The sequence below is a fragment of the Bradyrhizobium tropiciagri genome, from assembly GCF_001189845.1.
In the GTDB taxonomy this organism is placed as follows: Bacteria; Pseudomonadota; Alphaproteobacteria; order Rhizobiales; family Xanthobacteraceae; genus Bradyrhizobium; species Bradyrhizobium tropiciagri.
On sequence record NZ_LFLZ01000052.1, the window covers coordinates 15,372 to 38,176 of the forward strand.

The following is a 22,805-nucleotide window of genomic DNA, read 5'->3' on the forward strand; positions in this document are numbered from 1 at the left end:
GAAACGCGGTCCTCGCGGATATCCCCTTCCAAGCTAAGGCGCTAGAGTGCGCCGAACAAGGCCCGCGCGACAGCCGAAAGCGGGCGCCGAGGACCGATGAATCAGCATTTTGACACCATTCTAAAATCCGGCACCGTGGTCAATCAGGACGGCGAGGGCGTGCGCGATATCGGCGTCACGAATGGCCGCATCGCGGCGATCGGATCGCTCGGCCAGGCCTCGGCCGGCGAGGTGATCGACTGCAAGGGCCTGCACATCCTGCCCGGCGTGATGGACACCCAGGTGCATTTCCGCGAGCCCGGATTGACGCAGAAGGAAGATCTCGAGACCGGCTCGCGCAGCGCCGTGATGGGCGGCGTCACCGCTGTGTTCGAGATGCCGAACACCAATCCGCTGACGGTCACCGAGGAAGCGTTCACCGACAAGATCAAGCGCGGCCACCATCGCATGCATTGCGATTTCGCGTTCTTCATCGGCGGCACCCGCGAGAACGTGCAGGACCTGCCGGAGCTTGAGCGCGCGCCGGGCTGCGCCGGCGTCAAGGTGTTCATCGGCTCCTCCACCGGCGCGCTTTTGGTCGAGGACGACGAGAGCCTGCGGCGGATCTTTAAGGTGATCCGGCGCCGCGCCGCGTTCCACGCCGAGGACGAATACCGCCTCAACGAGCGCAAGCCGCTGCGGATCGAAGGCGATCCGCGCTCGCATCCGGTGTGGCGCGACGAGACCGCCGCGCTGATGGCGACCGAGCGGCTGGTCAATCTTGCGCGCGAGACCGGCAAGCGCATCCACGTGCTGCACATCTCGACCAAGGAAGAGATCCTCTATCTGCGCGACCACAAGGATGTCGCGTCCTGCGAGGCGACGCCGCATCACCTGACGATGGCCGCGCCCGAATGCTATGAGCGGCTCGGCACGCTGGCGCAGATGAACCCGCCGGTGCGCTCCGCCGATCACCGCGCCGGCATCTGGTACGGCATCGAGCAGGGCATCATCGACGTGCTCGGCTCCGACCACGCGCCGCATACGCTGGAAGAGAAGGCGAAGACCTATCCGGCCTCGCCGTCGGGCATGACCGGCGTGCAGACGCTGGTGCCGTTGATGCTCGATCACGTCAACGCCGGGCGGCTGTCGCTACAGCGGTTCGTCGACCTCACCAGCGCGGGTCCCGCGCGGCTGTTCAACATGGCCTGCAAGGGCCGCATCGCGGCGGGCAATGATGCCGACTTCACCGTGGTCGATCTGAAGCGCAGCGAGACCATCACCAACAAATGGATCGCCTCGCGCGCAGCCTGGACGCCCTATGACGGCGTGCGGGTGCAGGGCTGGCCGGTCGGCACCTTCGTGCGCGGCAAGCGGGTGATGTGGCAGGGCGAACTGACGACGCCGTCGATCGGTGAACCGGTCCGGTTCCTCGAGACGCTCAAGCCGTAAGGATCGCGGCGGTTACTGCCGCGCCAATGCCAGCGAGAACTCGCCGTTGCGCACGCGCGCGGCGAGGCCCTCGGCGAACTTCGCCACCGCGTCCTCGCCATAGGTGTTGACGAGCTCGGCGAGCGCCGCGAACAGGCTCGCCTGCGCGAGGCAGTCGCCGTCGACGCCATCGTGACGCGCTTCCGCCCACGCCTCGTTCAGATAGCTCAGCGCGGCCTGCTTCTGCTCGTGATCGGGACGCGGATCGTCTTGGTGATGGAAGGACGCTGGATGGCGCATGAAACTCTGCAAAATGGATGCGCGCGGTTCGAGGAGCGAACCACTGCGAGACCCGCGAGGTGTATCACGCATGCGGGTACCGCCTAGCCCACTTCTTTCGAAAAGGTTAACGGCCGCCACGGCATTTAAACGGGAATTCCGGATATCGTGGCCCCGATCAGCCGAATGAGCTGTGGATATGGTCCAGCACCGCGCGCGGCGAGGCGCAGAGATGGCTGGCGCCGGCCTCGGTCAGCTCTTGCGGCGTGCCGTAGCCGTAGGTGACGCCGACGGCGCGGATGCCGTTACGATTCGCCCCGATCACGTCATGGCTGCGGTCGCCGATCATCACGGCCTTGGCCGGATCGGCCCCGGTCTGCTCGAGCGCATAGGCCAGCAGGTCGACCTTGTTGACCCGGGTTCCGTCGAGCTCGGAGCCGAACACGTGGTCGAAATACCCGTTGAGGCCGAAATGCGCGACGATCCGGGTCGCGAACACATGCGGCTTCGAGGTTGCCACGAAGATCCGGCCAGGCCGTCGGCGCAGTTCGGCCAGCACCTCCGCAATATCGGGATAGACGCTGTTCTCGAACAGCCCAACGTCGCCGAACCGCTCGCGGTAGAGCTCGACGGCGCGATCGGCGAGCTCCTCGCCGCCGAGCAGCATCGCAAAGCTCGCCCTGAGCGGCGGCCCGATGCACCAGGTCAGCTCGTCCTGCGAGGGAACCGGGCGGCCGAGCTTTGCCAGCGCATACTGGATCGAGCCGGTGATGCCGGGCTTCGGGTCGGTCAGGGTGCCGTCGAGGTCGAAGAAGATCGCCCGTTCAGTTGGCATAGCGGGCCGTCAGGTCGCGCGAGATTTTCGAGCCCTCCTCGATGTAGCGGCGGATCGCCACGCTGGCTGCGGGCGTGCAGGTCCGGTAGGTCTGCTGGAAGCCGTTGTAGCCGCGGTTGAAGCCGGCGACCATGCGGGCGCGGCGGTCGCCGGAAGGGGTTTCGGCATCGATCAGCGCCTGCATCTCGTTGCGCCATTTGGCGCCCTCGTTGGAGCCGCAGATGCCGCGCAGATAGTGCAGCGCGCCGAGGATCTCGGCCAGCCGCTGCAAATCGCCGTCGAACGGCGCAGCCGCGTCCTGCGCCCGGGCGGGCGTCGCAAGGCATGCCGACATCAGGATCACAACGGCGAGAAAGGCTCTGATCATCAGGGGTTCCGGAATGGCCGTGGTATGCCCCCTCAATGCGCCCGAGGCAAGGCGCAAGGGACCTGCAATATCGTCACAAACAGGCCTCAAACCAGCCGCCGGGCGGCCGCAATGACCTCGTGCAGGCCGCCGGTGACCTTGAGGTCGCCGATCCCCTCCGGCGCCAGCCATTTGAAATCGTCGTGCTCGTCGTTCAGCGCGGGCTCGCGGGAGGCCCACCGTGCCGCGAATGTCATGATCAGGTAGTGGCCGGTGCCGGGGCCGGTCGGCAGCACCTCGCGCCAGCCGGCGAGACCGAGGATCTCGACCCTAAGACCGGTCTCCTCGTCGATCTCCCGGTGCAGGGCGGTGTGCAGCGTCTCGCCGAACTCGACCCGGCCGCCGGGCAGCGAGTAGAAGCCCTTGCCGGGCGAGCGGGCGCGGCGGACCAGCAGCACACGGCCGTCACGGAAAATCACGCCTGACACGGCGAGTTGCGGGCGGATCGGAAGTTCGGCAGAGGTCAAAGGGCAGCACCAGTTTTGCGGACAACCATGCCCGATATCTCAGGCGCCCGCCATGATCCTGTCGACATCGGCCTCTGCGGCGCCGTTGATGATGCCGGCAGTCTGCATCACCAGCGGCTTGACCCAGACGATCGCCTGTTCGGCAAGCGCGACCCGGCTCTTGTCCTGCTGCAATTGCCGCATCGCGGCGCCGACCTCGGTCAGGATCCTGGTCATGCTGTCGGTGAGCTGGTCGAATTCGGCCCTGATTCCGGCATCCGCGGTCTCATAGGACTCGATCGCGAGATCACGCGCCTTGAAATTGGAGGCGGTGAAGTGCTCAGCATAGGACAGCGGCTGCCATTCCAGGAAATCGTCGGCGCATTCCGGCAGGTCCGGGACCATCTCCAGCAACATGATGGCTTCGTTGAAGTGATTGAGGTAGTCGGTCGCAAGCCCGGTGCGGGGATTGATGTTGGCGGCGCGCAACAAAGCCGCCCGCGCCTCGTCGGGGTACGTCGGTCGCGGGGAAGAGCCCGCTATGGCGGCCGTTGAGGTCATTGATCGCAGTCTTTAACGGTCTGAGTTAAGGCTGAATAAACGGATACCACTCTGGACGGGATATGTGCGGACGCTTTGTCATTACCTCGCCGCCGGCGGCTTTGCGCGAAATGTTCGGCTACATCGAGCAGCCGAATTTTCCGCCGCGGTATAATGTTGCGCCGACCCAGCCGATCCCGGTGGTGCTGCTGCAGAACGGCGGCCGGCATTTTCAATTGATGCGCTGGGGCCTGATCCCGTCCTGGGTCAAGGATCCCCGCACATTCTCGCTGCTGATCAACGCGCGCTCCGAGACGGTGCGGGAAAAGCCCGCCTTCAAGAACGCGATCAAGCGGCGCCGCGCGCTGATCCCGGCCGACGGCTATTACGAATGGCATGATGCCGGCGCCGCAAGCGGCCGTTCTTCATCCATCGCCGCGACGGTCACCCGCTCGCCTTCGCCGCGCTCGCCGAGACCTGGATGGGGCCGAACGGCGAGGAGCAAGACACGGTCGCGATCGTCACCGCGCCCGCGAGCGCTGACCTTGCGCAACTGCATCATCGCGTGCCCGTCACGATCCGGCCCGAACAGTTCGCGCGCTGGCTCGACTGCCTGCCCAATGATGTCGACGATGTGATGCCGATGCTGAAGGCGCCCGATGTCGGCGAGTTCGCCTGGCACCAGGTGACGATGCGGGTGAATGCCGTCGCCAACGACGACGCACAACTGCTGCTGCCGATGACCGCGGAAGAGATCGCGACGGAGGATGCGCCGGCTGCGAAGAAGGCAGCGGCGCGCAAGGTGACGCCGCGCGAGGATGACGGGCAGGGGTCGTTGTTTTAACGGCGCTGAAGCCGCGTGGTGAGATATCGGCCCATGTGTCTCCACATCGTCGTCCTGGCGAAAGCCAGGACCCAACCACCGCATTTGATTGTGAACGGGATCCGCGGCCCCAGCGACGCGCAACACTGCGCAGTTGGGGTAATGGGTCCTGGCTTTCGCTAGGACGACGGCGGTGGATGGTTCTCGCTTCAAGACGTCAAACAGGCAGTGTCATCACACACGCATGCGGGTGATCCAGTATTCCAGAGACGTTTGTGACTGAGTTGAGAGGTTACGGCGTACTGGGTCGCCCGATACTCTCCGTCGTCATTCCGGGGCTCGCGAAGCGAGAACCCGGAATCCATTGCTCCACAAACTCTGCGGCGCGATGGATTCCGGGCTCGCGCCAAGCGGCGCGCCCCGAAATGACGGCTACCCCTTCACGGACGCCACGCCCTCGATCTCGATCAGCATCTTCGGATTGGGCAGCGCCACCACGACGCAGGTGGTGCGTGCGGGATAGGGCGCGGGGCCGAACGCGCCGGCATAGAGCGCGTTCATCGCAGCGACGTCGCTGGCGCGCGTCAGCAGCACGTTGACCTTGACGAGATCGCGCATCGTCGCGCCCGCCTCATTCAGCACGCGCTTGAAATTGGTCACGACATTGGCGAATTGCGCCTCGAAACCGTCGGGCAGTTCGCGATTGGCATCGAAGCCGGGAATGCCCGAGATGAACAAGAGATCGCCGACGCGGGCGCCGAACGAGAGTGGCGGCGCCTGGATGCCGGGCGGAGGTGGGAAGTGCTTGATCGCTGTCATGTGTCACCCGTCTGCGCGAGATGGAAGGGAAGCGGTTTCGGCGGCGCGCGGCGCCATTGTGCGCGGGCGCCAGAGATTCTTGCCGAACAGATTCTGGCCGATCATGCCTGCCAGCATCGCGGCGACGAACACCACGATCGGCAGCGAGAGGCCGGCGAGATTGACCAGCGCGGGACCGGGGCAGATGCCAGCGAGGCCCCAGCCGATGCCGAACAGGATTGCGCCACCAACCAGCGGCGCGTCGATGTCGTTACGGTCGGGCCACAGGAAGCGCGCCGAGAAGGTGGGTGCAGTGCGGCGTCGCGCGATCGCAAAGCCTGACGCTGCGACCGCGACGGCACCCGCCATCACGAAGGCGAGCGTCGCGTTCCAGGCGCCGAACAGATCGAGGAAACCGAGCACCTTCTGCGGATCGGTCATGCCGGAGATCAAAAGGCCCGCGCCGAAGATCAGGCCGCAGATAAAGCTTGCGAGAACGGGCATCGCTAGCCTCCGATCACGTGTCTTGCGATCGCAACCGTCGCGATCGCCGCCGTCATGAAGATGAACGTCGCCACGATCGAGCGGCCGGACAGCCGGGCGAAGCCGCAGACGCCGTGGCCCGAGGTGCAGCCATTGCCCATGCGGGTGCCGAACCCGACCAGAAGGCCCGCGATCGCGATCACGACGAGGCTTCCGTTCATCGTCGGCCGCGGCAGCGGCGCGCCGAACAGCGCTGCGATCAGGGGCGCCGCGATCAGCCCCAAGATGAACGCGATACGCCATCCGCGGTCGGCGGTATCGGGCTGAAGCAGGCCGCCGACGATGCCGGTAACCCCCGCGATTCGTCCGGTCAGCAGCATCAGCAGCGCCGCGGCGAGGCCGATCAGCGCGCCGCCGGCGAAGCCGGAAATTGGGGTGAAATCGTGCATCTGTGCAGATCCCTGTTGCGCAAACTCCTCAGCGATCCGGCAAAGCGGTGCGCGCGCATGCGCCAACGTCGCGCGGCTGCACGGCCGATGATAGACTCCGCAAGATCAGGAACAAGCGCAATCCCGCATGTTTCGCAGGCGTTTCGACGATGCCTGCCGTCGGCTGGATTGCCGCGATTCGCATTTCGCCCCCAACTTCGTCCGGAGAACCCCCATGAGACTGTCATCCGCCGCCCGCGCCGTGCTGTTCGCGCTGGCGCTGCTCACCGGATCGTCCGCCGCCCTGGCTGACGAGGGCGCGGTGACGCTCGTGATCTTCAAGGGCGGCTGGATCTTCGGCGGCTCCGCCGGCAAGGGTGTGCTGACCTTCCACGGCCAGACCTACGGGCTCACCGCCGGCGGGCTGGATTACGGCCTCGTGTTCGGCGGCTCCCAGACCACATTGCAGGGCCGGGTGCGCAATATCCGCCGCGCCCAGGACATCGCCGGCGTCTACGCCGCGGCGGGCATGGGCGTTGCGCTCGGCGCCGGCGTGCGCGGCATCCTGTTGACCAACCAGAACGGCGCGGTGCTCGAACTGAGCGGCAAGCAGGTCGGGCTGATGGCCAATGTCGACCTCAGCGGGCTCGCGATCACGTTGAAGGAGTAACGGGCGCGCACAAGATACGATCGCGTAGGATGGGTAGAGCGAAGCGAAACCCATCATCTCTCCCGGCGCACCAATGTTGATGGGTTTCGCTGCGCTCTACCCATCCTACGATGCGATCCACTCGGCCAGCTCACGCCACGGCTGCAAATCCCAGTGTCCGGAGGCCGCACCCGACGGCGATGGCAGCACGAACACATCCGGGAATCCACTCATCGGCGTCTGCCGCCCAAGCGCAATTGCGCTGGTCGGCCGGTGATAAAACAGGCTCGCCGCCATCTTGCTGGTGAAGGCGATCGTCTTCGGCCGATATGTTGCGATCTTCGTCCTGAAGCCAATCACATCGAACGAGCCCCGCGCGATCTCATGATCCATCCCGGCGCCGGTCTTGGAGAGATCGGTGAAGCCGATGCCGAGCTCGAGCAATGCCGTGAACTCGTCAGGCCGATAGCGCCGCGGCGTGATGCCAGCCTCATGCAACGCGCGCCAGAAGCGGTTGCCGGGATGCGCGTAGTAATGCCCGACCGCGGCCGAGCGCGTGCTGGCCGCAGTGCCGACGAACACCAGGCGCAGATTGGCGCGGAGCTGATCGGGGAGGCGGTGGGCATTGTTGTCAGGCATCTGAAGGGAGACCGAGGTGAGCATGCGCGTGTCAACGTGCGATGAGATCAGGTCGAATAGCGACAGCGCGGCGCTCCCTCTCCCGCTTGCGAGGGTGGTCGGATCGCAGCAGCGCCGAGCCGTTCGCGGCAGATGCGGGGGGCCAAAATATCGAAAACAACCCCATGCAAAGGAGCGGGCGGCTGCCGCCGTCCGACACGGCACCTTGACAAGTCGGGCAAATCAGGGATAGATTTCCAATATTCCGAAATCGTGTGGCCGTCCCTCGCCCGCTGGCCCAGCGCATTTGGCGTCCCGATACGCGCTACCGCGCCGGCTCCTTGATCTCGTCTTCGGCCGCCACCGCTTGCGTCGGCGCCGTCGAACGCACCATCAAGAACGTTCCCGAGAACCGTGTGCCGCGGATGGTCCAGCGTCCGTCGATCTCGGTCGCGTCGGCATTGACCGCGCCTTCATAGTGGACGGTGTCATAGCCGTAGCCCGGTGGCTCGTAGCGTTTGACGAAGGTGACCGCGCTGCCGGAGCGGTGACCGGCAAGCGACGCATTGTGGGTGCCGAGCGGGCAGCCCGGCATCACGCAGGGTTCGCTCACGCTGCCGCCCAGCGCGCCGCCGGCGTCGATCAGCGTCGCCAGGAATGTGACCATGCAGCTGGGCTGCATATAGCTGCCGTCCCAGACGCCGGTGAGATTGTCGGTCATGGTGGTCTCATGTCGATGGGAGCTGCGTAGCCCGCATGAGCGCAGCGATATGCGGGATGGATACAAACCCCGGATATCGCTTCGCTCATCCGGGCTACGCTCTTCGGCCGCAACGATCGATGTGGTGCAGGCAGCGCCTCAACGCAAGTCGCGCGCGCCGCGGCGCGGTTGCCTGATCAGCAAAAGGGTCTGTAATCCAGCCCAACAGATCAAGAAGAATTTTGGGAGCTGACAATGACGGGAGAGGCGAAAACCCATTACGAGGTGATCGTGGTCGGCGCCGGCGTCGCCGGCATCTACCAGATCAAGCGGCTCGCCGATCTCGGCATCGACGCCACCGTGCTGGAAGCCGCGCCCGATCTCGGCGGCACCTGGTACTGGAACCGGTATCCCGGCTGTCGCTTCGACTCGGAGAGCTACACCTACGGCTTCTCGTTCTCGCGCGAGCTGCTCGACGAGTGGCACTGGAAGGAGCGCTTCTCCGGCCAGCCGGAGAATCTGCGCTACCTCAATTACGTCGCCGACAAGTTCGACCTGCGCCGGCACATGCAGTTCAACTGCAAGGTCGAGGCCATGCAGTTCGGCGAGGCGCGCGACCTCTGGCAGCTCCGGATCAGTGACGGCCGCGCGCTGACCTGCCGCTTCGTCGTGCTGGGGATCGGGCTATTGTCGGCGCCGACCATGCCGCGCGTCGAGGGCGTCGAGGATTTCAGGGGCCGCTCATTCCACACCTACTACTGGCCGCACGAGCCGGTCGATCTCGCCGGCAAAAAGGTCGCCGTGATCGGCACCGGCGCGACCGGCATTCAGCTGATCGGCGAGATTGCCGACAAGGTCGGCGAGCTCACGGTGTTCCAGCGCCGGCCGAACTGGAGCGCGCCGCTCAACAACAGCGAGATATCGGACGCTGAAATGGCCGACATCCGCGCGCGCTACGACGAGATTTTTGCCGCCTGCGCGCTGACGCCCGGCAGTTTCGTTCATGGCCCCGACAAGCGCGGCTTCTACGAGGTGAGCCGCGAGGAGCGGCTCAAGACGTGGGACAAGCTCTACGACGAGCCCGGCTTCGGCATCTGGCTGGCGAATTTCCGTGAGATCTTCATGGACGAAGCCGCCAATGCGGAGCTGTCGGAATATATCGCAGGCCGCATCCGCGAGCGCGTGAATGATCCGAAGGTCGCCGAAAAGCTGATTCCGAAAGATCATGGCTTCGGCGTGCAGCGCCTGCCGCTGGAGACGCGGTATTTCGAGGCCTACAACCGCGACAACGTCAATCTCGTCGATCTCAGCGAGACGCCGCTGGTCCGCGTCACCGAGACAGGCCTGCGCACATCAGCGCGCGACTACGACTTCGACATCATCGTCTACGCCACCGGCTTCGACGCCATCACCGGCGCCTACGATTTGATCGACATCCGCGGCATCGGCGGCGAACGCCTCGCCGACAAATGGAAACAGGCGCCGTCCACCTTCCTCGGCATGCTCGTGCACGGCTTCCCGAATTTGCTGATGCCGACCGGCCCGCAAAGCGCATCCGCCTCGACGAACTTCCCGCGCGGCATCGAGAACGGTGTCAACTGGTGCACCAACCTCATGCAATACATGTGGGCGCGCGGCCTGACCCGCGCCGACGCCACACTCGAAGCGCAGGAGCGCTGGACCGCGCATGTCGTCAAGATGTACGAGATCATGCTGATGCGCAAAGCCAAGGGCTGGTTCACCGGCTACAACTCCAACGTCCCCGGCCACGAGGAGGGCACGGTGCGGTACTTCGTCTACAACGGAGGGACGCCGAAGTTCTTGGGGATCATCAACGGCGTGGCGGCGGAGGGGTATCGGGAGATTGAGTTCGGCAGCGGCTCGCGGGGGAACGTGCGAGCGCCGGCCGCAAGCGCGTCGATGTAGCGCCGCTGCATAGGGTGGTTAGCGCGGCGTGGCCAACCAGTCGTCCAGCATCCTACGTGCAGTCACAAGCGGTGCCGGAAGCGATCGCTGTCGCACGGTCGTGCAGTCAGGGCCATTCTGCTCTTCGTTATCCTTGAGGATGCCGGCGGCAACAAGCGCGGCGCGGTCATCCGGACAGAACTCGGATGATTTTTGATCCAGCTCCTCGAGGCTTAGGGGAGTTTTGAGAATACAGCCGCCCGCGTTGCGATAACCTGAGACGTTCACGATTGATTTGAGAATGAGCTTGTACGCGCGCGTCGCCGTGATCTCATCGTCCCAGGGCGATTTCAGCCCCCGATTGCCGGCGAAAATCCGCGCCGTGGAGACGACGCCGACGTGGTAGGACGTCGCCGCGTCACCAAAGCTCGTAGAAAATGCATAGCGCCAATTCCAGGCCTCGACCTTCAGATCGAACGGAATGAGAAGGTACTTGAACGAGGGCGCGTTTCCCTCACTCGCCGTTCGCTCTATGAACCGGTCGGCCACCTTGGAGACTTCGAATTGCGTGGGCGTTGCAAGCAATTCCGGTCCGAGCGGAAAGTCCAGCGCCTGCACGGAGACGGGTGCGGTGAGAACGCGCTGAAGCGCGCAGACCAGCGGATGAACAAAGTCTGTTCGCTTCAAGTCTGACTGGATGTAAAGCACGACCTCCGCGGGCGCGACCACACGTGGTTGCTGCTGCGCCGGTGCGACTGACGTTCCCGCGAGAAGGAACGTAAATATCAAATGGTGCAATCCGTACTTCAAAGGTGCGATACCGCCGCCCTCGCAATGTCTTGTTGCTCATTTTACATCGATACCAAGCGGGCTCGCGATCAGTCGGGCAGAGACTTCGTCGGCTCGGTTAGCGAAGTGTAACCGGCATGTTGAAGAAGCGGCGAATGACGAACCCACCTCTTGTCGCAAACAAAAAGACCGGGCGCGCTGGCCCGGTCTTCTTATTCAGTCGGTGCGCTGAAGTCTCACAACACCCGGTTGCTCTCCTTCACCTTGTCCGCGTCGAGATACAGGTTCTCGCCCATCTCCTTGAACTTGGCGCTCATCGTCGCCATGCCGTCCTCGATGGTGCCTGACATCGATGCGCCAACGCCCGTCGGGTCATTGAGCGTCGCGGCGTAGTCGCGGACGTCCTGGGTGATCTTCATCGAGCAGAATTTCGGGCCGCACATCGAGCAGAAATGCGCGACCTTGTGGGCTTCCTTCGGCAGGGTCTCGTCGTGGAAGTTCTTCGCGGTCTCGGGGTCGAGGCCGAGGTTGAACTGGTCCTGCCAGCGGAAGTCGAAGCGGGCGCGGCTGAGTGCATCGTCGCGGAGCTGCGCGGCGGGGTGGCCCTTGGCGAGATCGGCGGCGTGGGCCGCGATCTTGTAGGTGATGACGCCGGTCTTGACGTCGTTGCGGTCGGGGAGACCGAGATGCTCCTTCGGCGTGACGTAGCAGAGCATCGCGCAGCCGAACCAGCCGATCATCGCGGCGCCAATGCCCGAGGTGATGTGGTCATAGCCCGGCGCGATGTCGGTGGTCAGCGGGCCCAACGTATAAAACGGCGCCTCGCCGCACTCCTTGAGCTGCTTGTCCATGTTGATCTTGATCTTGTGCATCGGCACGTGGCCGGGACCCTCGATCATGACCTGGCAGCCCTTGTCCCACGCGATTTTTGTCAGTTCGCCGAGCGTCTCCAGCTCGGCAAATTGGGCGCGGTCGTTGGCGTCGGCAATCGAGCCGGGGCGCAGGCCGTCGCCGAGCGAGAACGAGACGTCATACTTGCGCATGAGGTCGCAGATCTCGTCGAAATGGGTGTAGAGGAAGCTTTCCTTGTGATGCGCCAGGCACCACTTCGCCATGATCGATCCGCCGCGCGACACGATGCCGGTGACGCGGTTGGCGGTGAGGTGGATGTAGGACAGCCGCACGCCGGCGTGGATCGTGAAATAGTCGACGCCCTGTTCGCATTGCTCGATCAGGGTGTCCTTGTAGAGCTCCCAGGTCAGCTTGACGGGATCGCCGTCGCACTTCTCCAACGCCTGGTAGATCGGCACGGTGCCGATCGGCACCGGCGAGTTGCGCAGGATCCATTCGCGGGTGGTGTGGATGTTGCGCCCCGTGGAGAGGTCCATCACGGTGTCGGCGCCCCAGCGGATCGCCCACACCATCTTGTCGACCTCTTCCTCGACCGACGAGGTCACCGCCGAGTTGCCGATATTGGCGTTGATCTTGGTCAGGAAGTTGCGGCCGATTATCATCGGCTCGAGCTCGGCATGGTTGATGTTGGAGGGGATGATGGCGCGGCCGCGCGCGATCTCGTCGCGGACGAATTCCGGCGTGATGAAGGCCGGCACCGACGCGCCGAAGCTCTCGCCGTCGGCAAGGGCTGCTTCCGCGCGCTCGAGCTGTTGCTTGCGGCCGAGATTCTCGCGCTCGGCGACGTAGATCATCTCCTTGGTGATGATGCCGGCGCGGGCGAACTCGAGCTGGGTGATCTTGTGGCCGTCGAGGCCGCGCAGCGGCTTGTGATGCGCGGTGAACGCCTTGGCGGCGTGGGCTGCGCCGACATTGCCGTTGTCCTCCGGCTTGATGGTGCGGCCCTCATACTCCTCGACCCCGCCGCGCTCCTTGACCCACGCGAGGCGATTGCGCGGCAGGCCGGAGTTGACGTCGATCGTGACGTTGGGATCGGTGTAGGGGCCCGAGGTGTCATAGACCGGCAGGTTCGGCTCGCCGGCGCCCTCCGACAGGATGATCTCGCGCAGCGGCACGCGGACATCGGGCGCGCTCGCAGGCGTCGCGAATATCTTGCGCGAGGCGGGCAGCGAACCGGTGGTGACGGCCGGACGGGTGGTGTCGGGGTTGGAGCGGATGTTCATGAGGGATCCTCCTTCTTAACTCTTGTGCGGGCTGTTGTTCTCGTCATCCTGAGGAGCGCGAAGCGCGTCTCGAAGGATGAACGAGCCGGGCCGTCGCCCTTCGAGGGCCGCTGAAGAAGCGGCCACCTCAGGGTGACGGTTCGAATGGTGTGCGATGCCCAGCATCACGCGGCCTCCGCACCGATGCCGAGCCATTGTCTGACCCGTGCGTCGGGGTCGGCGTTCTGGGTGACGTCACTGACGACGGCGATCGAATCGGCGCCGGCGGCGAAGATCTCGGCGGCGTGCTCGAACTTGATGCCGCCGATCGCGACAAGCGGGATGTTGCCGATCCGCTTCTTCCACTCGGTGATCTTCGCAATGCCCTGCGGCTCGAACCGCATCGACTTCAGCGTGGTGAAGAAGATCGGGCCGAGCGCGACATAGTCGGGCTTGGCGGCGAGCGCGGTGGCGAGCTCGGCGTCGTCATGGGTGGAGACGCCGAGCGTCAGCCGCGCTTTACGGATCTCGGCGAGATCAGCGTCGGCCAGATCTTCCTGGCCGAGATGCAGATGCTCGGCGCCGGCGACGATCGCCGCGCGCCAGTAGTCGTTGACGACGAGCTTTGTGGGCGTGCCCTTGGTCACCGTCAGCGCGTCGCTGACGATCTGCAACGCCTCGGCATCGTCGAGCTCTTTGGCGCGGAGCTGGATGGTGCCGACGCCGAGCTTTGTCAGTCGCTCGACCCATTTGATGCTGTCGACGACGGGATAGAACGGATCAGGATACGGCATGCCAGAAAGGTGTCCCAACGACAGGGGTGGAGGGGGAGGCGAAGTCGCGGGCTTCCATCAGCCCGGCTTCATAGGCGGTGCGACCGGCCTCGACGCCGAGGCGGAAGGCATTGGCCATCGCAACCGGATCGGCGGCCTTTGCCACGGCGGTGTTGAGCAGCACGGCGTCATAGCCGAGCTCGAGCGCCTGCGCCGCATGCGATGGCGCGCCCAAGCCGGCATCGACCACCAGCGTGATGTCGGGCAAACGGTCGCGCAGCAGTTTCAGCGCGTCGCGGTTGGTGATGCCCTTTGCGCTTCCGATCGGCGCGGCCCACGGCATCACCACCTTGCACCCGGCTTCGACCAGCCGCGAGGCGACCGAGAAATCCTCGGTGCAATAGGGGAATACTTCAAAACCCTCCTTGATCAGGATGCTGGCGGCCTCGACCAGGCCGACGACGTCGGGCTGCAGCGTGTCGTTGTCGGCGATCACCTCGAGCTTGATCCAGGGCGTGCCGAACAATTCGCGCGCCAGCTTCGCGGTGGTGACCGCCTCGCGCACGCTGCGGCAGCCCGCGGTGTTCGGCAGCACGGTAACGCCGAGCTCGCGGATCAAGGACCAGAACGCATCGCCGGTCTTGCCGCCGGCGGCCTCGCGGCGCAGTGACACCGTGACGATGCTGGCGCCGGAGGCGCGGATCGCGTTCTGCATGATCGCAGGCGAGGCGTAGAGCGCCGTGCCGATCAGCAGGCGGGAGGGGAAGGTTTTGCCGTAGAAGGTGACCATGTCGTCTATCCCTCGTGGTCGTGTTCGCTGCCGCGCATACAACTCGTCATCCCCGCGAAAGCGGGGATCCAGTATTCCAGAGGCCGCGCTGTGATACGGAGAAGCCGCGGCGTACTGGATCGCCCGGTCAAGCCGGGCGATGACACCGGAGTATGTGGAATGCGCATATTCATCATCATCACCCTCCCTGCCGTGGTGTGATGATCTCGATCTCGTCGCCGGCCTTGAGGGCCGTCTCGGCCCAGCGGCCCTTCGGCACCACGTCGTAATTCACTGCGATCGCGAAATGGGTGCCCTGGTAGTCGAGCTCGGCCAAGAGCGCATCGACGCTGGCCGCGCTGATCTCCCGCTGCTCGCCGTTGACGGTCACGCGCATTGCATCACCTCGTTGTCGATTTCGCCGCGCTGGAGATAGGCGAGCGTCAGCTCGGCCAGCGCCGGCGCCAGCAGGAAGCCATGACGGTAGAGTCCGTTCACCGTGATGCGTTCCTGCTCGATCCTGATTTTCGGCAGATTGTCGGGAAATGCCGGGCGCAAACCGGCACCGAATTCCACGATGCGCGCCTCGCCGAACGCCGGATGCACGACATAGGCCGCGCCCAAGAGCTCCAGCGCCGAGCGCACGCTGACGCCGTTGTCCTCGGCCTCGATCGAGGTCGCGCCCAGCATGAAGCGGCCGTCGCCGCGCGGGATCACGTAAAGCGGCCAGCGCGGATGGATCAGGCGCACCGGGCGCGTCAACTCGACCTCCGATGTCTCGATGACGATCATCTCGCCCTTGACGCCGCGCAGGCTCGGCTCGCGGTCGCGTGCGGCTAGTCCCCGGCAGTCGATCACGAGGCCGTCGAGATCATCAGCCTCGGCATCGCTGCCGAACTTGATGGCGCCGCCGGCCTTGGCGATCGCGGCATGCAGCCGCGGCAGCACGCGGCGCGGTTCGACATGACCCTCCTGGGGATAGAACAGGCCAGCGCCGAAGCGGCCCTCGAGCGCCGGCTCGAGCGCGCGAACGCCCTCGGCATCGAGCCGGCGATGGCCTGATGTGAGGCGGGCAAAGCGCTCGAAATCGGCGCGATCGCGCGGATGCGCCACCACCAGCGAGCCGTTGAACGCCGTTTCCGGGAGATGCTGCCGCCACAGGTCGAGCGAGCGGATGCCGAGGCGCGTGATGACGGGCTCGGCGGCCTCCTCCTCGCACCAGGGCGCCAGCATTCCGCCGGCCCAGTGGCTTGTGGATTCCGTCATCCCAGCGTCACTGCGCTCATGCAGGGTGACGGCACGTCCGGCCTCTGCGAGCAATAGCGCATGCCAGGCGCCGGTTATGCCTGCGCCGATGATGGTGACGGGGGAATCCCCCCGCGGTCTTGACGTCTGATACATCCCTGTCCCTTCGCCGGCATGACCCGGATCAGGTTCAAAGGGTCACCGCGGTCCCGGACTGTTCGCCTACTGGCCAGTCCAAGCTTGCGGTATCTCAGCTCCTCCTTCGGAGCACCCCTCGGAACGCCCCTAATGTAGGCGGATGGGCGGATGTGTCAACTTGTATGCCAAGTTGTATGCCAAGGTCGGGAACGCGACGCACCTATTTGGAAGCCTGTTCCGGCTGCGGCTCGGCGCCATCGGCCGGCATCTGGTCCTGCTTGGCGAGCTCCTTCGGCGGTGCACCTGCGCCGCCATGCGTCGCCTCCTTGAGGTGACCGCCGCGCTGCCGCTTTGCGACGTAGTAATACCCGCCTGCGAAATAACGCACGGCTCGGTCGTGATCGCCATTGGCGGCGCGATAGGCGCCGGCGAGGTACTTCACGCCGTATTTGAGGTTGGTGCCGGGGTCGCGCAGACCCTCGGCGGTACCGGTGTAGCCGAGCCCGCGCGCAGTGCCGAGCTTGATCTGCATCAGCCCGATGGTGCCGCCGCGCCCGATCAGCTGCGGATGGTACTTGCTCTCGCGCACGATGACGCGATGCACCAGCTCCACCGGCACCAGATTAGCCTGGGCCTCGGCCGCCACCATCGCCTCATATTGCGCGCGCGATTGTGCGCTTGCGCTGCCGCAGAATGCCAGCGCCGCGATCGCGACGGCAAGGCAGCTAAGGGTCTGAAGGGTCTTCATCTCGGATTGCTCGGGGTGATCAAACGCGCGTCGGTTCTGCGGTCTCATTGGTACGGCGAGCGGGCAGGAATGTGGCAAAACCTTCGCATCAGCGAACGTTGTGCGTCCGTGATTGTCCGGATGCAGGTGACCGGAGCATGCGATCGCAACACGCATGCTTCAAATTGTTCGCATCAATCGTCTCGACTGAAAATTGTCATCGGCTAAATTTTGGCCGCTAATTTTCTCGATCGATTTTGCCGCACGCGATCCATCACAGTTTTTCGTGCAAACGAGGGAGCGAAGGTTTACACTTCATCTCACGACAGGGTGGGCGCGTTCAGTCAGCACATCTGTCCAGTCCAAAGCACGCAAAAAACAACATCACTCGGGAGATGCGCCATGGTCCGTCAGGACACAGGCTATATGCCTCGCGAAAATCCCTGCGCGCAATGCGGCAAGCCGATTGCCCGCCCCGATTGGGTGGAGCACAGCGAGGGGCGCACGTCGTTCCTGTGGCATTGCCGCGCCTGCGATTACCGCTTCGAGGCGATCGCGATCTACGACACGGCGCAGCTCACGCCGCTCGCCGCCTGAGAGGCTGTGAAACCGTCTATCTGTTCCGTCATTGCGAGCGAAGCGAAGCAATCCATAGCGCCACAAGTGCAGCGATGGATTGCTTCGTCGCTATCGCTCCTCGCAATGACGAGGCTGATAGGCTCACAGCCTCTAAAGTCTCCGCATCGCATCAGGTCAGCCTGATCAGGCCGCGGACTTCCGTGGCAACTGCATTTGCTGCCGCGCCGGCAATTCGATCCGGACCACGAGCCCGTGCGGCTTGCGATCGTGCAGCGACAGCGTGCCGCCATGCGCGAGCACGATGGCGTTGGCGATCGACAGGCCGAGGCCGAAGCCTTCGGCCTCGTCCATGTTGCGCGCCTGGTCGCCGCGCACGAATGGCTCCAGCACGCTCGCCTTATGCGCATCCGAAATGCCGGGGCCGTCGTCCTCGATGTCGATGACGAGGAGATCCGGCTTGACGTCGAGGCGGACGGCGACTTCGCCGCCGAAGCGCACGGCATTGTCCACCAGATTGGTGATGCTGCGATGCAGGTCGGCCGGCCGCGCGGTCGCCATCGCGTGCTGCGGACCCTCGTAGCTGACCTTGTGTCCCATGTCGGCGAACTGGTCGGTGACGAGGTGCAGCGTGCTCGCGATGTCGACCAGCGTCATCTCCTCGAGCTTGCGGTCGTTGCGCAGGAACGACAGCACCGATTCCAGCATTGAGCGCATCTGGTCGAGGTCGCGCAGCATGCGGTGGCGATGGGTCTCGTCTTCGATGAACTCGGCGCGCAGCCGCATCCGCGTGATCGGCGTGCGCAGGTCGTGGCTGATGGCGGCCAGCATCTTGGTGCGGTCGTCGATCAACGCCGTGATGCGCTCGCGCATCCGGTTCAGCGCCTTGGCCAGCGAGCGGATCTCCTCGGGGCCGCGCTCGGGCAGCGGCGCGGCGGCGCCGTTCAGGCTGAACGTCTCGGCGGCCTTGACGAAGGACGACAGCGGCGCGGTCAACGCCCAGGCCGCCCACAGGCCGAGCAGGGTGACGCTGATGACGGCGAATAGCACCGTCATCATCCAGGGCCCGCCCCAGAACGGCCGCATGTGCTGATCCGGCATCAGGTTGGCGGCGAACATGGCGCCGTCCGGCAAGCGGATCGCGACGCGGCGGATCTCGTTGTCATTCGGTTTGCTGCCCGCCTCGCGGGGCAGGGAGTAGACATGATAGCCGGCGCCGAGACGGCGCAGCGCATGCAGGCTCGGCGGGTCGGTCTCGGTGAGCCCGCCGGCATCGGACGTGAAGTCGCCGATCGCAAGCTGCGGGAAGGCTCTGACGATATCGGCCTGCAGCCGCGGCCGCTCCGATGCCGGAGCATGCCCGAGCAATTGCGCTGCGGCGGCGAGCTGGGTGTGCCAGCGATCGGACGCCTCCGGCCTATCGGGGCGATGGATCAGGAAGGTGGCGGTGATGATCAGGTGCAGCGCGACGATCGAGACGACGACCAGCGCCGCCATCTGGGCGCCGATCCCCCGCAGACTCAGCACGCGCAGCAGCTTCATGATCAGTTGCTCGTGGCGGCAACCGCCTCCACCCTCGGCGTGAACACATAGCCGCCGGAACGCACCGTCTTGATCATGGTGGCTTCCTGCGGATCGGGCTCGATCTTGCGACGGATGCGGCTGACCAGCACGTCGATCGAGCGCTCGAACGAGCCGGCGCTGCGGCCCTGCGTCAGGTCGAGCAGGCTGTCGCGCGACAGCACGCGGCCGGGCCGTTCGCAGAAGGTGCGCAGCAGGTCGAACTCGGCGCTGGTCATGGCGACGCGCGCGCCTTCGGGATTGCGCAGCTCGCGCAGGCGGATGTCGATGCGCCAGCCGAGGAAGGTCAGCGTGGTCGCCCCCTCGATCGCGCTGGCGTTGCGCGCGGCGGCCTGCCGGCGCAGCACGGCATTGATCCGGGCCAGCAGCTCGCGCGGGTTGAATGGCTTGGCGAGATAGTCGTCGGCGCCCATCTCGAGGCCGAGGATGCGGTCGACGTCCTCGCCGCGCGCGGTCAGCATGATGATCGGCGTCTGCGACTCAGCGCGCACCTTGCGGCACAGGCTGAGGCCGTCCTCGCCGGGCAGCATGACGTCGAGCACCAGCAGATCGACGCGGTGGTCGGTCATGGCCTTGGCCATTTCGCGACCGTCGGAGGCGGTCGTGACATGACAGGAATTGGTGCGGAGATATTTTGCGATGAGGGATCGCGTTTCGCGGTCGTCCTCGACGACGAGGATATTGGGCGCAGCCTGGGTCATACCGATCTTTTGTCCGTGATTCGGGGAAAGCGGCTCAGGAATTTTGTTTCAGTGCATGTCTGAAATCTTGCCCGGCAGAACGAGTTAACAGGTCGGCGGTGGGGAGAAAAGTTATCGTTCCGTCATCAGGCCTAATGCGTTGAAATGCGGGTGGATCTCTCCCGGGCCCGGCTCCGCCGCCGTGCCGGCCCGGGAAAGGGAAAGGTGGCTGTCGTATCCGGGGCCGGAACCCGTTCCCCCGGCGAGGCGTTGTCTCCCTTTCAGGTCAGGGAGGGTGAGATGGCGGTCGAGGTCAGGACAAGGCCGCATCAGCTCATTGCAAGCGATCGCGTCGAGGGGACGGCGGTACGCCGGGCCAATGGCGACATGATCGGCCATATCGAGCGGCTGATGATCGACAAGATCTCGGGCAAGGTGTCGTACGCGGTGCTGAGCTTCGGGGGCTTTCTCGGGATCGGAACCAATCTGATTCCGCTGCCGTGGGGCCGGCTGCACTACAACCCGAAGTTCGAAGCCTATGAGCTCGACATCGAGGATGATGAGCTGAAGCGCGCGCCATCGTTCCGCGCCGACAAGGATTTCGATTGGGGCGATCGCTCGCAGGAAGTCGAGCTGCATCGCTTCTACGGCGTGCCGCCTTATTGGGGCGGCTTCTGAGCGCGGTCAGGTGTGCGCATGATCGACGCATGTCGATCGATGATGCGGCTGCGCGGGCGCGTGTCCGCTTGCGCAGCGCGGTTCGCCGGGACGACTTAGTGAACCAAACATCGTCACATCGGGGACTGCGCGTCCGGCGCAGTCGTGAGGCTCAACCGCGGCTTACTTGAGAGGCGACGATCCACGCGCACGGCCTGCTGCATCGCATGTTCGGCGCCGCCACAGACCGGCGGCGTTTGACCGCAGTTCCGTTAGGAACGGTTGCGGAGATGACGGGTTCTCCATGCATCGATTTTGCAACTGAGGAGAGCGCAACAATGTTGATCAAATCCTTCCTTGCCGGCGTCGCCGGCTCCGCGCTGCTTGCGACCGTCGCGTTTGCGCAGGCGCCCGCCGACAAGAGCGACAAAATGGCTCCCGCGGCGTCGCCGGCTCCTGCGGCATCGACGTCGGCCACGTCGCCAACCGAGTTCAAGGGCGACTGGCGCGCGTCGAAGGTCGTCGGCCTGAGCGTGTACAACGACAAGAACGAGAGCGTCGGCTCGATCAATGATCTGCTGATGGAGAAGGGCGGCACCATCAAGGCGGTCGTCATCGGTGTCGGCGGCTTCCTTGGCGTCGGCGAGCATCTGGTCGCCGTGCCGCTCGACAAGGTGAAGTTCGTCGACGAGCCGATCGCCTATACCGGCGCCGCGAACACCGGCGCCGGCGCCAGCAGCACCAGCAAGACGACGACCACGGGCGCGGCGCCCGCAGCGCCCGCGGCGGCGGCTTCAAAGCCCAATCCCTGGTACCCGGATCACGCGGTGTTCAACGCGACCAAGGATGAGCTGAAGGCGATGCCAGAGTTCAAATACTCGACCGAGTAACGCGGATCGCATCACGTGAAAGAGACAAACGCGCCCGGTGATGCCGGGCGCGTCTTGTTGTGCCAGAAGCCTGTGCTCAGTTGCCGGCGTCACCAGCCGAGTTCGCGCAGATAGGCCGCGCGGGCGGCAACGCCGGTGTGGGTGAAATCCGTGAACACCCCGTCGACGCCGAGACGGAAGAACTTCAGATATTCGAGGCTCGGATCGTTGCGATAGTCGGCCGCCAGGTATTTCTTCTCGTTGCGGAACGTGAAGACATGCACGAACAGGCCGAGCTTGTGCGCGTCGGTAATCACGCTGGTCGCGTCCTGCGTCGAGGCCTCCGCGGTCGATCCCTTGTAGGGCTTGCCGTCGGCGCCAGCGTCCTTCCAGGGCGATATCTTGTACGGCACGATATAGGCCTTCCACGGACCGATGCCGTCGGCATAGGTCTTGATCTCCGCGAGGCCTTCGGGCGTCAGCATCGCATCGAAAGTGCGGCTGTCGCCCGCAACCGTCCAGTCGTAGGGACGGGAATTGGCGATGTTGTTGAGCAGCACCTTGCCGGTCTTGAAGTCGACGCCGTTACCGTCGATCAACTGGACCTGCCGCGTCTCCAGCCCATGGCTGCGCATGTATTTCAGGCTGCCGGGTTCGAAGCTCTGCACGATGATCGGCGCGTCCTTTGAATTGAGGCCGTTCTCCTTGATGATCTTGATCAAGGCATCCTCGAGCGGGTGGCTGCCGGGCGCACCGCAACCATTGGCGATCGCCTGGGCATTGTTCCAGGTCGGATTCTTGGTTTCCGGATAGACCGAGATCGAACGACCCGTCGTCTTGCTCTTGGCCTTGGCGATGTCGATGATGTCCTGGAAGCTGATGATCGGGAATTTGCCGTTGAACAGTTTTGGCCGTTCGTTGGCCGCATCATAGGTGGTGCCGGCGATCCACTGCCTCAGCTCGGCCATGGTGAAATCGGTGATCGACCAGTCATTGGTGTGGTCGTCGCCGTCGACGATCAGCGCTTTCAGCACCGATTTCGGGTCGGCCGGATCAATCAGATCGGTCGGATATTCGGCCGGTCCGCTGGTGGGGGTTTGCGGCCATTTCACCTTGACGGGAACGCCCGGCGCCGTGCGCTTGCGGGCCGCAACCTCGGTGTTGGTCTTCGCCACCTCGGCGACATTGGTGTTGTCGCCGAGCCATGGATTGTGCCGCGCCACCAGCACGCAATCCTTGGTCAGGTGCAGGTCCTCTTCGAGCGAGTCCGTTCCGAGGTCGGCGGCCAGCTCATAGGATGCTTCGGTCTCCTCGGGGACGAGGCCCGGCACGCCGCGATGCCCGATGACCAGCGGCAGCTTTCCGTCAACGGTCAGGAACGGCTTGGCGCCCGATGGCGCCGCGCCGGTCTGGGCCGATGCCATCGACGGCAGCAGCACCGCCAAGGCCGCCGCACCGAGCAGCATCGCTCCAACATGTACTTTCCGTCGTGAACGAATCTGCTTCACGGTCAACGCTCCATCTTTTGTGCAGTATGAGATCGAATGCCAGAAGGGCAGAGCCGGAT

Annotated in this window: 26 protein-coding genes, 1 pseudogene and 1 riboswitch; of the genes and pseudogenes, 7 read left to right on the forward strand and 20 right to left on the reverse strand. The window is 64.7% G+C overall.

Annotation, left to right across the window (positions count from 1 at the left end; translation table 11 throughout):
* The first annotated feature begins 96 nt into the window (after positions 1–96).
* The gene (locus AKN84_RS31345; protein WP_050424349.1) at positions 97–1,431 is read left to right on the forward strand and encodes a dihydroorotase; all 1,335 of its coding nucleotides are present in this window, start codon (positions 97–99) and stop codon (positions 1,429–1,431) included.
* Positions 1,432–1,443: 12 nt separating this feature from the next.
* Here AKN84_RS31345 and AKN84_RS31350 read toward each other — a convergent pair whose 3' ends face one another.
* The 5 genes from AKN84_RS31350 to AKN84_RS31370 form a co-directional block, all read right to left on the reverse strand.
* Entirely contained in the window at positions 1,444–1,710 is a 267-nt protein-coding gene (locus AKN84_RS31350) for a hypothetical protein (RefSeq protein ID WP_050424350.1), read from the reverse strand.
* A 157-nt stretch (positions 1,711–1,867) separates the two neighbouring features.
* On the reverse strand, positions 1,868–2,524 hold the full coding sequence (locus tag AKN84_RS31355; protein ID WP_050424351.1) for an HAD family hydrolase: 657 nt from the start codon (positions 2,522–2,524) through the stop codon (positions 1,868–1,870).
* Entirely contained in the window at positions 2,514–2,891 is a 378-nt protein-coding gene (locus AKN84_RS31360; protein ID WP_050424352.1) for a TIGR02301 family protein, read from the reverse strand. Before AKN84_RS31360 ends, AKN84_RS31355 begins: the two co-directional genes overlap by 11 nt.
* An 86-nt stretch (positions 2,892–2,977) precedes the next feature.
* On the reverse strand, positions 2,978–3,397 hold the full coding sequence (locus tag AKN84_RS31365) for an NUDIX hydrolase (protein ID WP_050424353.1): 420 nt from the start codon (positions 3,395–3,397) through the stop codon (positions 2,978–2,980).
* 39 nt (positions 3,398–3,436) lie between these two features.
* Positions 3,437–3,937, reverse strand: coding sequence for a hypothetical protein (locus AKN84_RS31370; protein WP_050424354.1), 501 nt, complete (start codon positions 3,935–3,937; stop codon positions 3,437–3,439).
* A gap of 62 nt (positions 3,938–3,999) precedes the next feature.
* Here AKN84_RS31370 and AKN84_RS31375 point away from each other — a divergent pair.
* Positions 4,000–4,760 (forward strand): annotated as a pseudogene (locus tag AKN84_RS31375) (SOS response-associated peptidase).
* A 411-nt stretch (positions 4,761–5,171) separates the two neighbouring features.
* On the opposite strand, the gene AKN84_RS31380 reads toward AKN84_RS31375, so the two are convergent.
* The 3 genes from AKN84_RS31380 to AKN84_RS31390 are packed head-to-tail and all read right to left on the reverse strand — an operon-like array spanning position 5,172 to position 6,469.
* Positions 5,172–5,558: a RidA family protein gene (locus tag AKN84_RS31380; RefSeq protein WP_050424355.1), complete on the reverse strand. Its 387-nt coding sequence runs from the start codon at positions 5,556–5,558 to the stop codon at positions 5,172–5,174.
* A 3-nt stretch (positions 5,559–5,561) separates the two neighbouring features.
* Entirely contained in the window at positions 5,562–6,041 is a 480-nt protein-coding gene (locus AKN84_RS31385) for a DUF6691 family protein (RefSeq protein WP_050424356.1), read from the reverse strand.
* A gap of 2 nt (positions 6,042–6,043) precedes the next feature.
* Complete coding sequence (locus tag AKN84_RS31390) at positions 6,044–6,469, reverse strand: YeeE/YedE family protein (protein ID WP_050424357.1); 426 nt, start codon at positions 6,467–6,469, stop codon at positions 6,044–6,046.
* Positions 6,470–6,683: 214 nt separating this feature from the next.
* On the opposite strand from AKN84_RS31390, the gene AKN84_RS31395 reads away from it, so the two are divergent.
* The gene (locus AKN84_RS31395; protein WP_050424358.1) at positions 6,684–7,118 is read left to right on the forward strand and encodes a hypothetical protein; all 435 of its coding nucleotides are present in this window, start codon (positions 6,684–6,686) and stop codon (positions 7,116–7,118) included.
* A 105-nt stretch (positions 7,119–7,223) separates the two neighbouring features.
* Here the strand turns inward: AKN84_RS31395 and AKN84_RS31400 are convergent, their stop codons facing one another.
* Both AKN84_RS31400 and AKN84_RS31405 read right to left on the reverse strand, forming a co-directional pair.
* The gene (locus AKN84_RS31400) at positions 7,224–7,736 is read right to left on the reverse strand and encodes a mismatch-specific DNA-glycosylase (protein WP_050424390.1); all 513 of its coding nucleotides are present in this window, start codon (positions 7,734–7,736) and stop codon (positions 7,224–7,226) included.
* 304 nt (positions 7,737–8,040) lie between these two features.
* Positions 8,041–8,436 (reverse strand): hypothetical protein, encoded by a 396-nt coding sequence (locus AKN84_RS31405; protein ID WP_050424359.1) that lies wholly within the window; start codon positions 8,434–8,436, stop codon positions 8,041–8,043.
* A 234-nt stretch (positions 8,437–8,670) separates the two neighbouring features.
* Between AKN84_RS31405 and AKN84_RS31410 the strand changes: the two genes are divergently transcribed.
* A complete protein-coding gene (locus tag AKN84_RS31410; RefSeq protein WP_050424360.1) occupies positions 8,671–10,341 on the forward strand; it encodes a flavin-containing monooxygenase in 1,671 nt (556 codons plus the stop codon).
* 18 nt (positions 10,342–10,359) lie between these two features.
* Here AKN84_RS31410 and AKN84_RS31415 read toward each other — a convergent pair whose 3' ends face one another.
* From AKN84_RS31415 to AKN84_RS31445, 7 genes are all read right to left on the reverse strand, one after another.
* On the reverse strand, positions 10,360–11,028 hold the full coding sequence (locus AKN84_RS31415; RefSeq protein ID WP_157863355.1) for a hypothetical protein: 669 nt from the start codon (positions 11,026–11,028) through the stop codon (positions 10,360–10,362).
* A gap of 317 nt (positions 11,029–11,345) precedes the next feature.
* On the reverse strand, positions 11,346–13,244 hold the full coding sequence (thiC, locus tag AKN84_RS31420) for a phosphomethylpyrimidine synthase ThiC (protein WP_050424362.1): 1,899 nt from the start codon (positions 13,242–13,244) through the stop codon (positions 11,346–11,348).
* 164 nt (positions 13,245–13,408) lie between these two features.
* Positions 13,409–14,017 carry a thiamine phosphate synthase gene (locus AKN84_RS31425; protein WP_050424363.1) on the reverse strand — a complete coding sequence of 203 codons (609 nt, stop codon included), beginning with the start codon at positions 14,015–14,017 and terminating at the stop codon, positions 13,409–13,411.
* A complete protein-coding gene (locus tag AKN84_RS31430) occupies positions 14,004–14,786 on the reverse strand; it encodes a thiazole synthase (protein ID WP_050424364.1) in 783 nt (260 codons plus the stop codon). Before AKN84_RS31430 ends, AKN84_RS31425 begins: the two co-directional genes overlap by 14 nt.
* 178 nt (positions 14,787–14,964) lie before the next feature.
* Positions 14,965–15,162, reverse strand: coding sequence for a sulfur carrier protein ThiS (gene thiS / locus AKN84_RS31435; RefSeq protein WP_050424365.1), 198 nt, complete (start codon positions 15,160–15,162; stop codon positions 14,965–14,967).
* Positions 15,153–16,166, reverse strand: coding sequence for an FAD-dependent oxidoreductase (locus tag AKN84_RS31440; RefSeq protein ID WP_050424366.1), 1,014 nt, complete (start codon positions 16,164–16,166; stop codon positions 15,153–15,155). Before AKN84_RS31440 ends, thiS begins: the two co-directional genes overlap by 10 nt.
* Positions 16,154–16,295: riboswitch (TPP riboswitch) on the reverse strand. (Overlaps the previous gene by 13 nt.)
* A gap of 73 nt (positions 16,296–16,368) precedes the next feature.
* Positions 16,369–16,896 (reverse strand): lytic transglycosylase domain-containing protein, encoded by a 528-nt coding sequence (locus tag AKN84_RS31445; protein WP_050424391.1) that lies wholly within the window; start codon positions 16,894–16,896, stop codon positions 16,369–16,371.
* Between the two features lie 381 nt (positions 16,897–17,277).
* Here AKN84_RS31445 and AKN84_RS31450 point away from each other — a divergent pair, with 381 nt between their 5' ends.
* Positions 17,278–17,472 carry a hypothetical protein gene (locus AKN84_RS31450; RefSeq protein WP_050424367.1) on the forward strand — a complete coding sequence of 65 codons (195 nt, stop codon included), beginning with the start codon at positions 17,278–17,280 and terminating at the stop codon, positions 17,470–17,472.
* Positions 17,473–17,637: 165 nt separating this feature from the next.
* On the opposite strand, the gene AKN84_RS31455 is transcribed toward AKN84_RS31450, so the two are convergent.
* Together AKN84_RS31455 and AKN84_RS31460 are read right to left on the reverse strand one after the other, a co-directional pair.
* Positions 17,638–18,993 (reverse strand): ATP-binding protein, encoded by a 1,356-nt coding sequence (locus AKN84_RS31455; RefSeq protein WP_050424368.1) that lies wholly within the window; start codon positions 18,991–18,993, stop codon positions 17,638–17,640.
* A 2-nt stretch (positions 18,994–18,995) separates the two neighbouring features.
* Positions 18,996–19,733 carry a response regulator gene (locus AKN84_RS31460; protein ID WP_021079973.1) on the reverse strand — a complete coding sequence of 246 codons (738 nt, stop codon included), beginning with the start codon at positions 19,731–19,733 and terminating at the stop codon, positions 18,996–18,998.
* 279 nt (positions 19,734–20,012) lie between these two features.
* Here AKN84_RS31460 and AKN84_RS31465 point away from each other — a divergent pair, with 279 nt between their 5' ends.
* Both AKN84_RS31465 and AKN84_RS31470 read left to right on the forward strand, forming a co-directional pair.
* Positions 20,013–20,390, forward strand: coding sequence for a PRC-barrel domain-containing protein (locus tag AKN84_RS31465; protein ID WP_021079972.1), 378 nt, complete (start codon positions 20,013–20,015; stop codon positions 20,388–20,390).
* A 317-nt stretch (positions 20,391–20,707) separates the two neighbouring features.
* The gene (locus AKN84_RS31470) at positions 20,708–21,259 is read left to right on the forward strand and encodes a PRC-barrel domain-containing protein (RefSeq protein ID WP_050424369.1); all 552 of its coding nucleotides are present in this window, start codon (positions 20,708–20,710) and stop codon (positions 21,257–21,259) included.
* Positions 21,260–21,348: 89 nt separating this feature from the next.
* Here the strand turns inward: AKN84_RS31470 and AKN84_RS31475 are convergent, their stop codons facing one another.
* The gene (locus AKN84_RS31475; RefSeq protein WP_244485612.1) at positions 21,349–22,746 is read right to left on the reverse strand and encodes a glycerophosphodiester phosphodiesterase family protein; all 1,398 of its coding nucleotides are present in this window, start codon (positions 22,744–22,746) and stop codon (positions 21,349–21,351) included.
* Positions 22,747–22,805 lie beyond the last annotated feature (59 nt).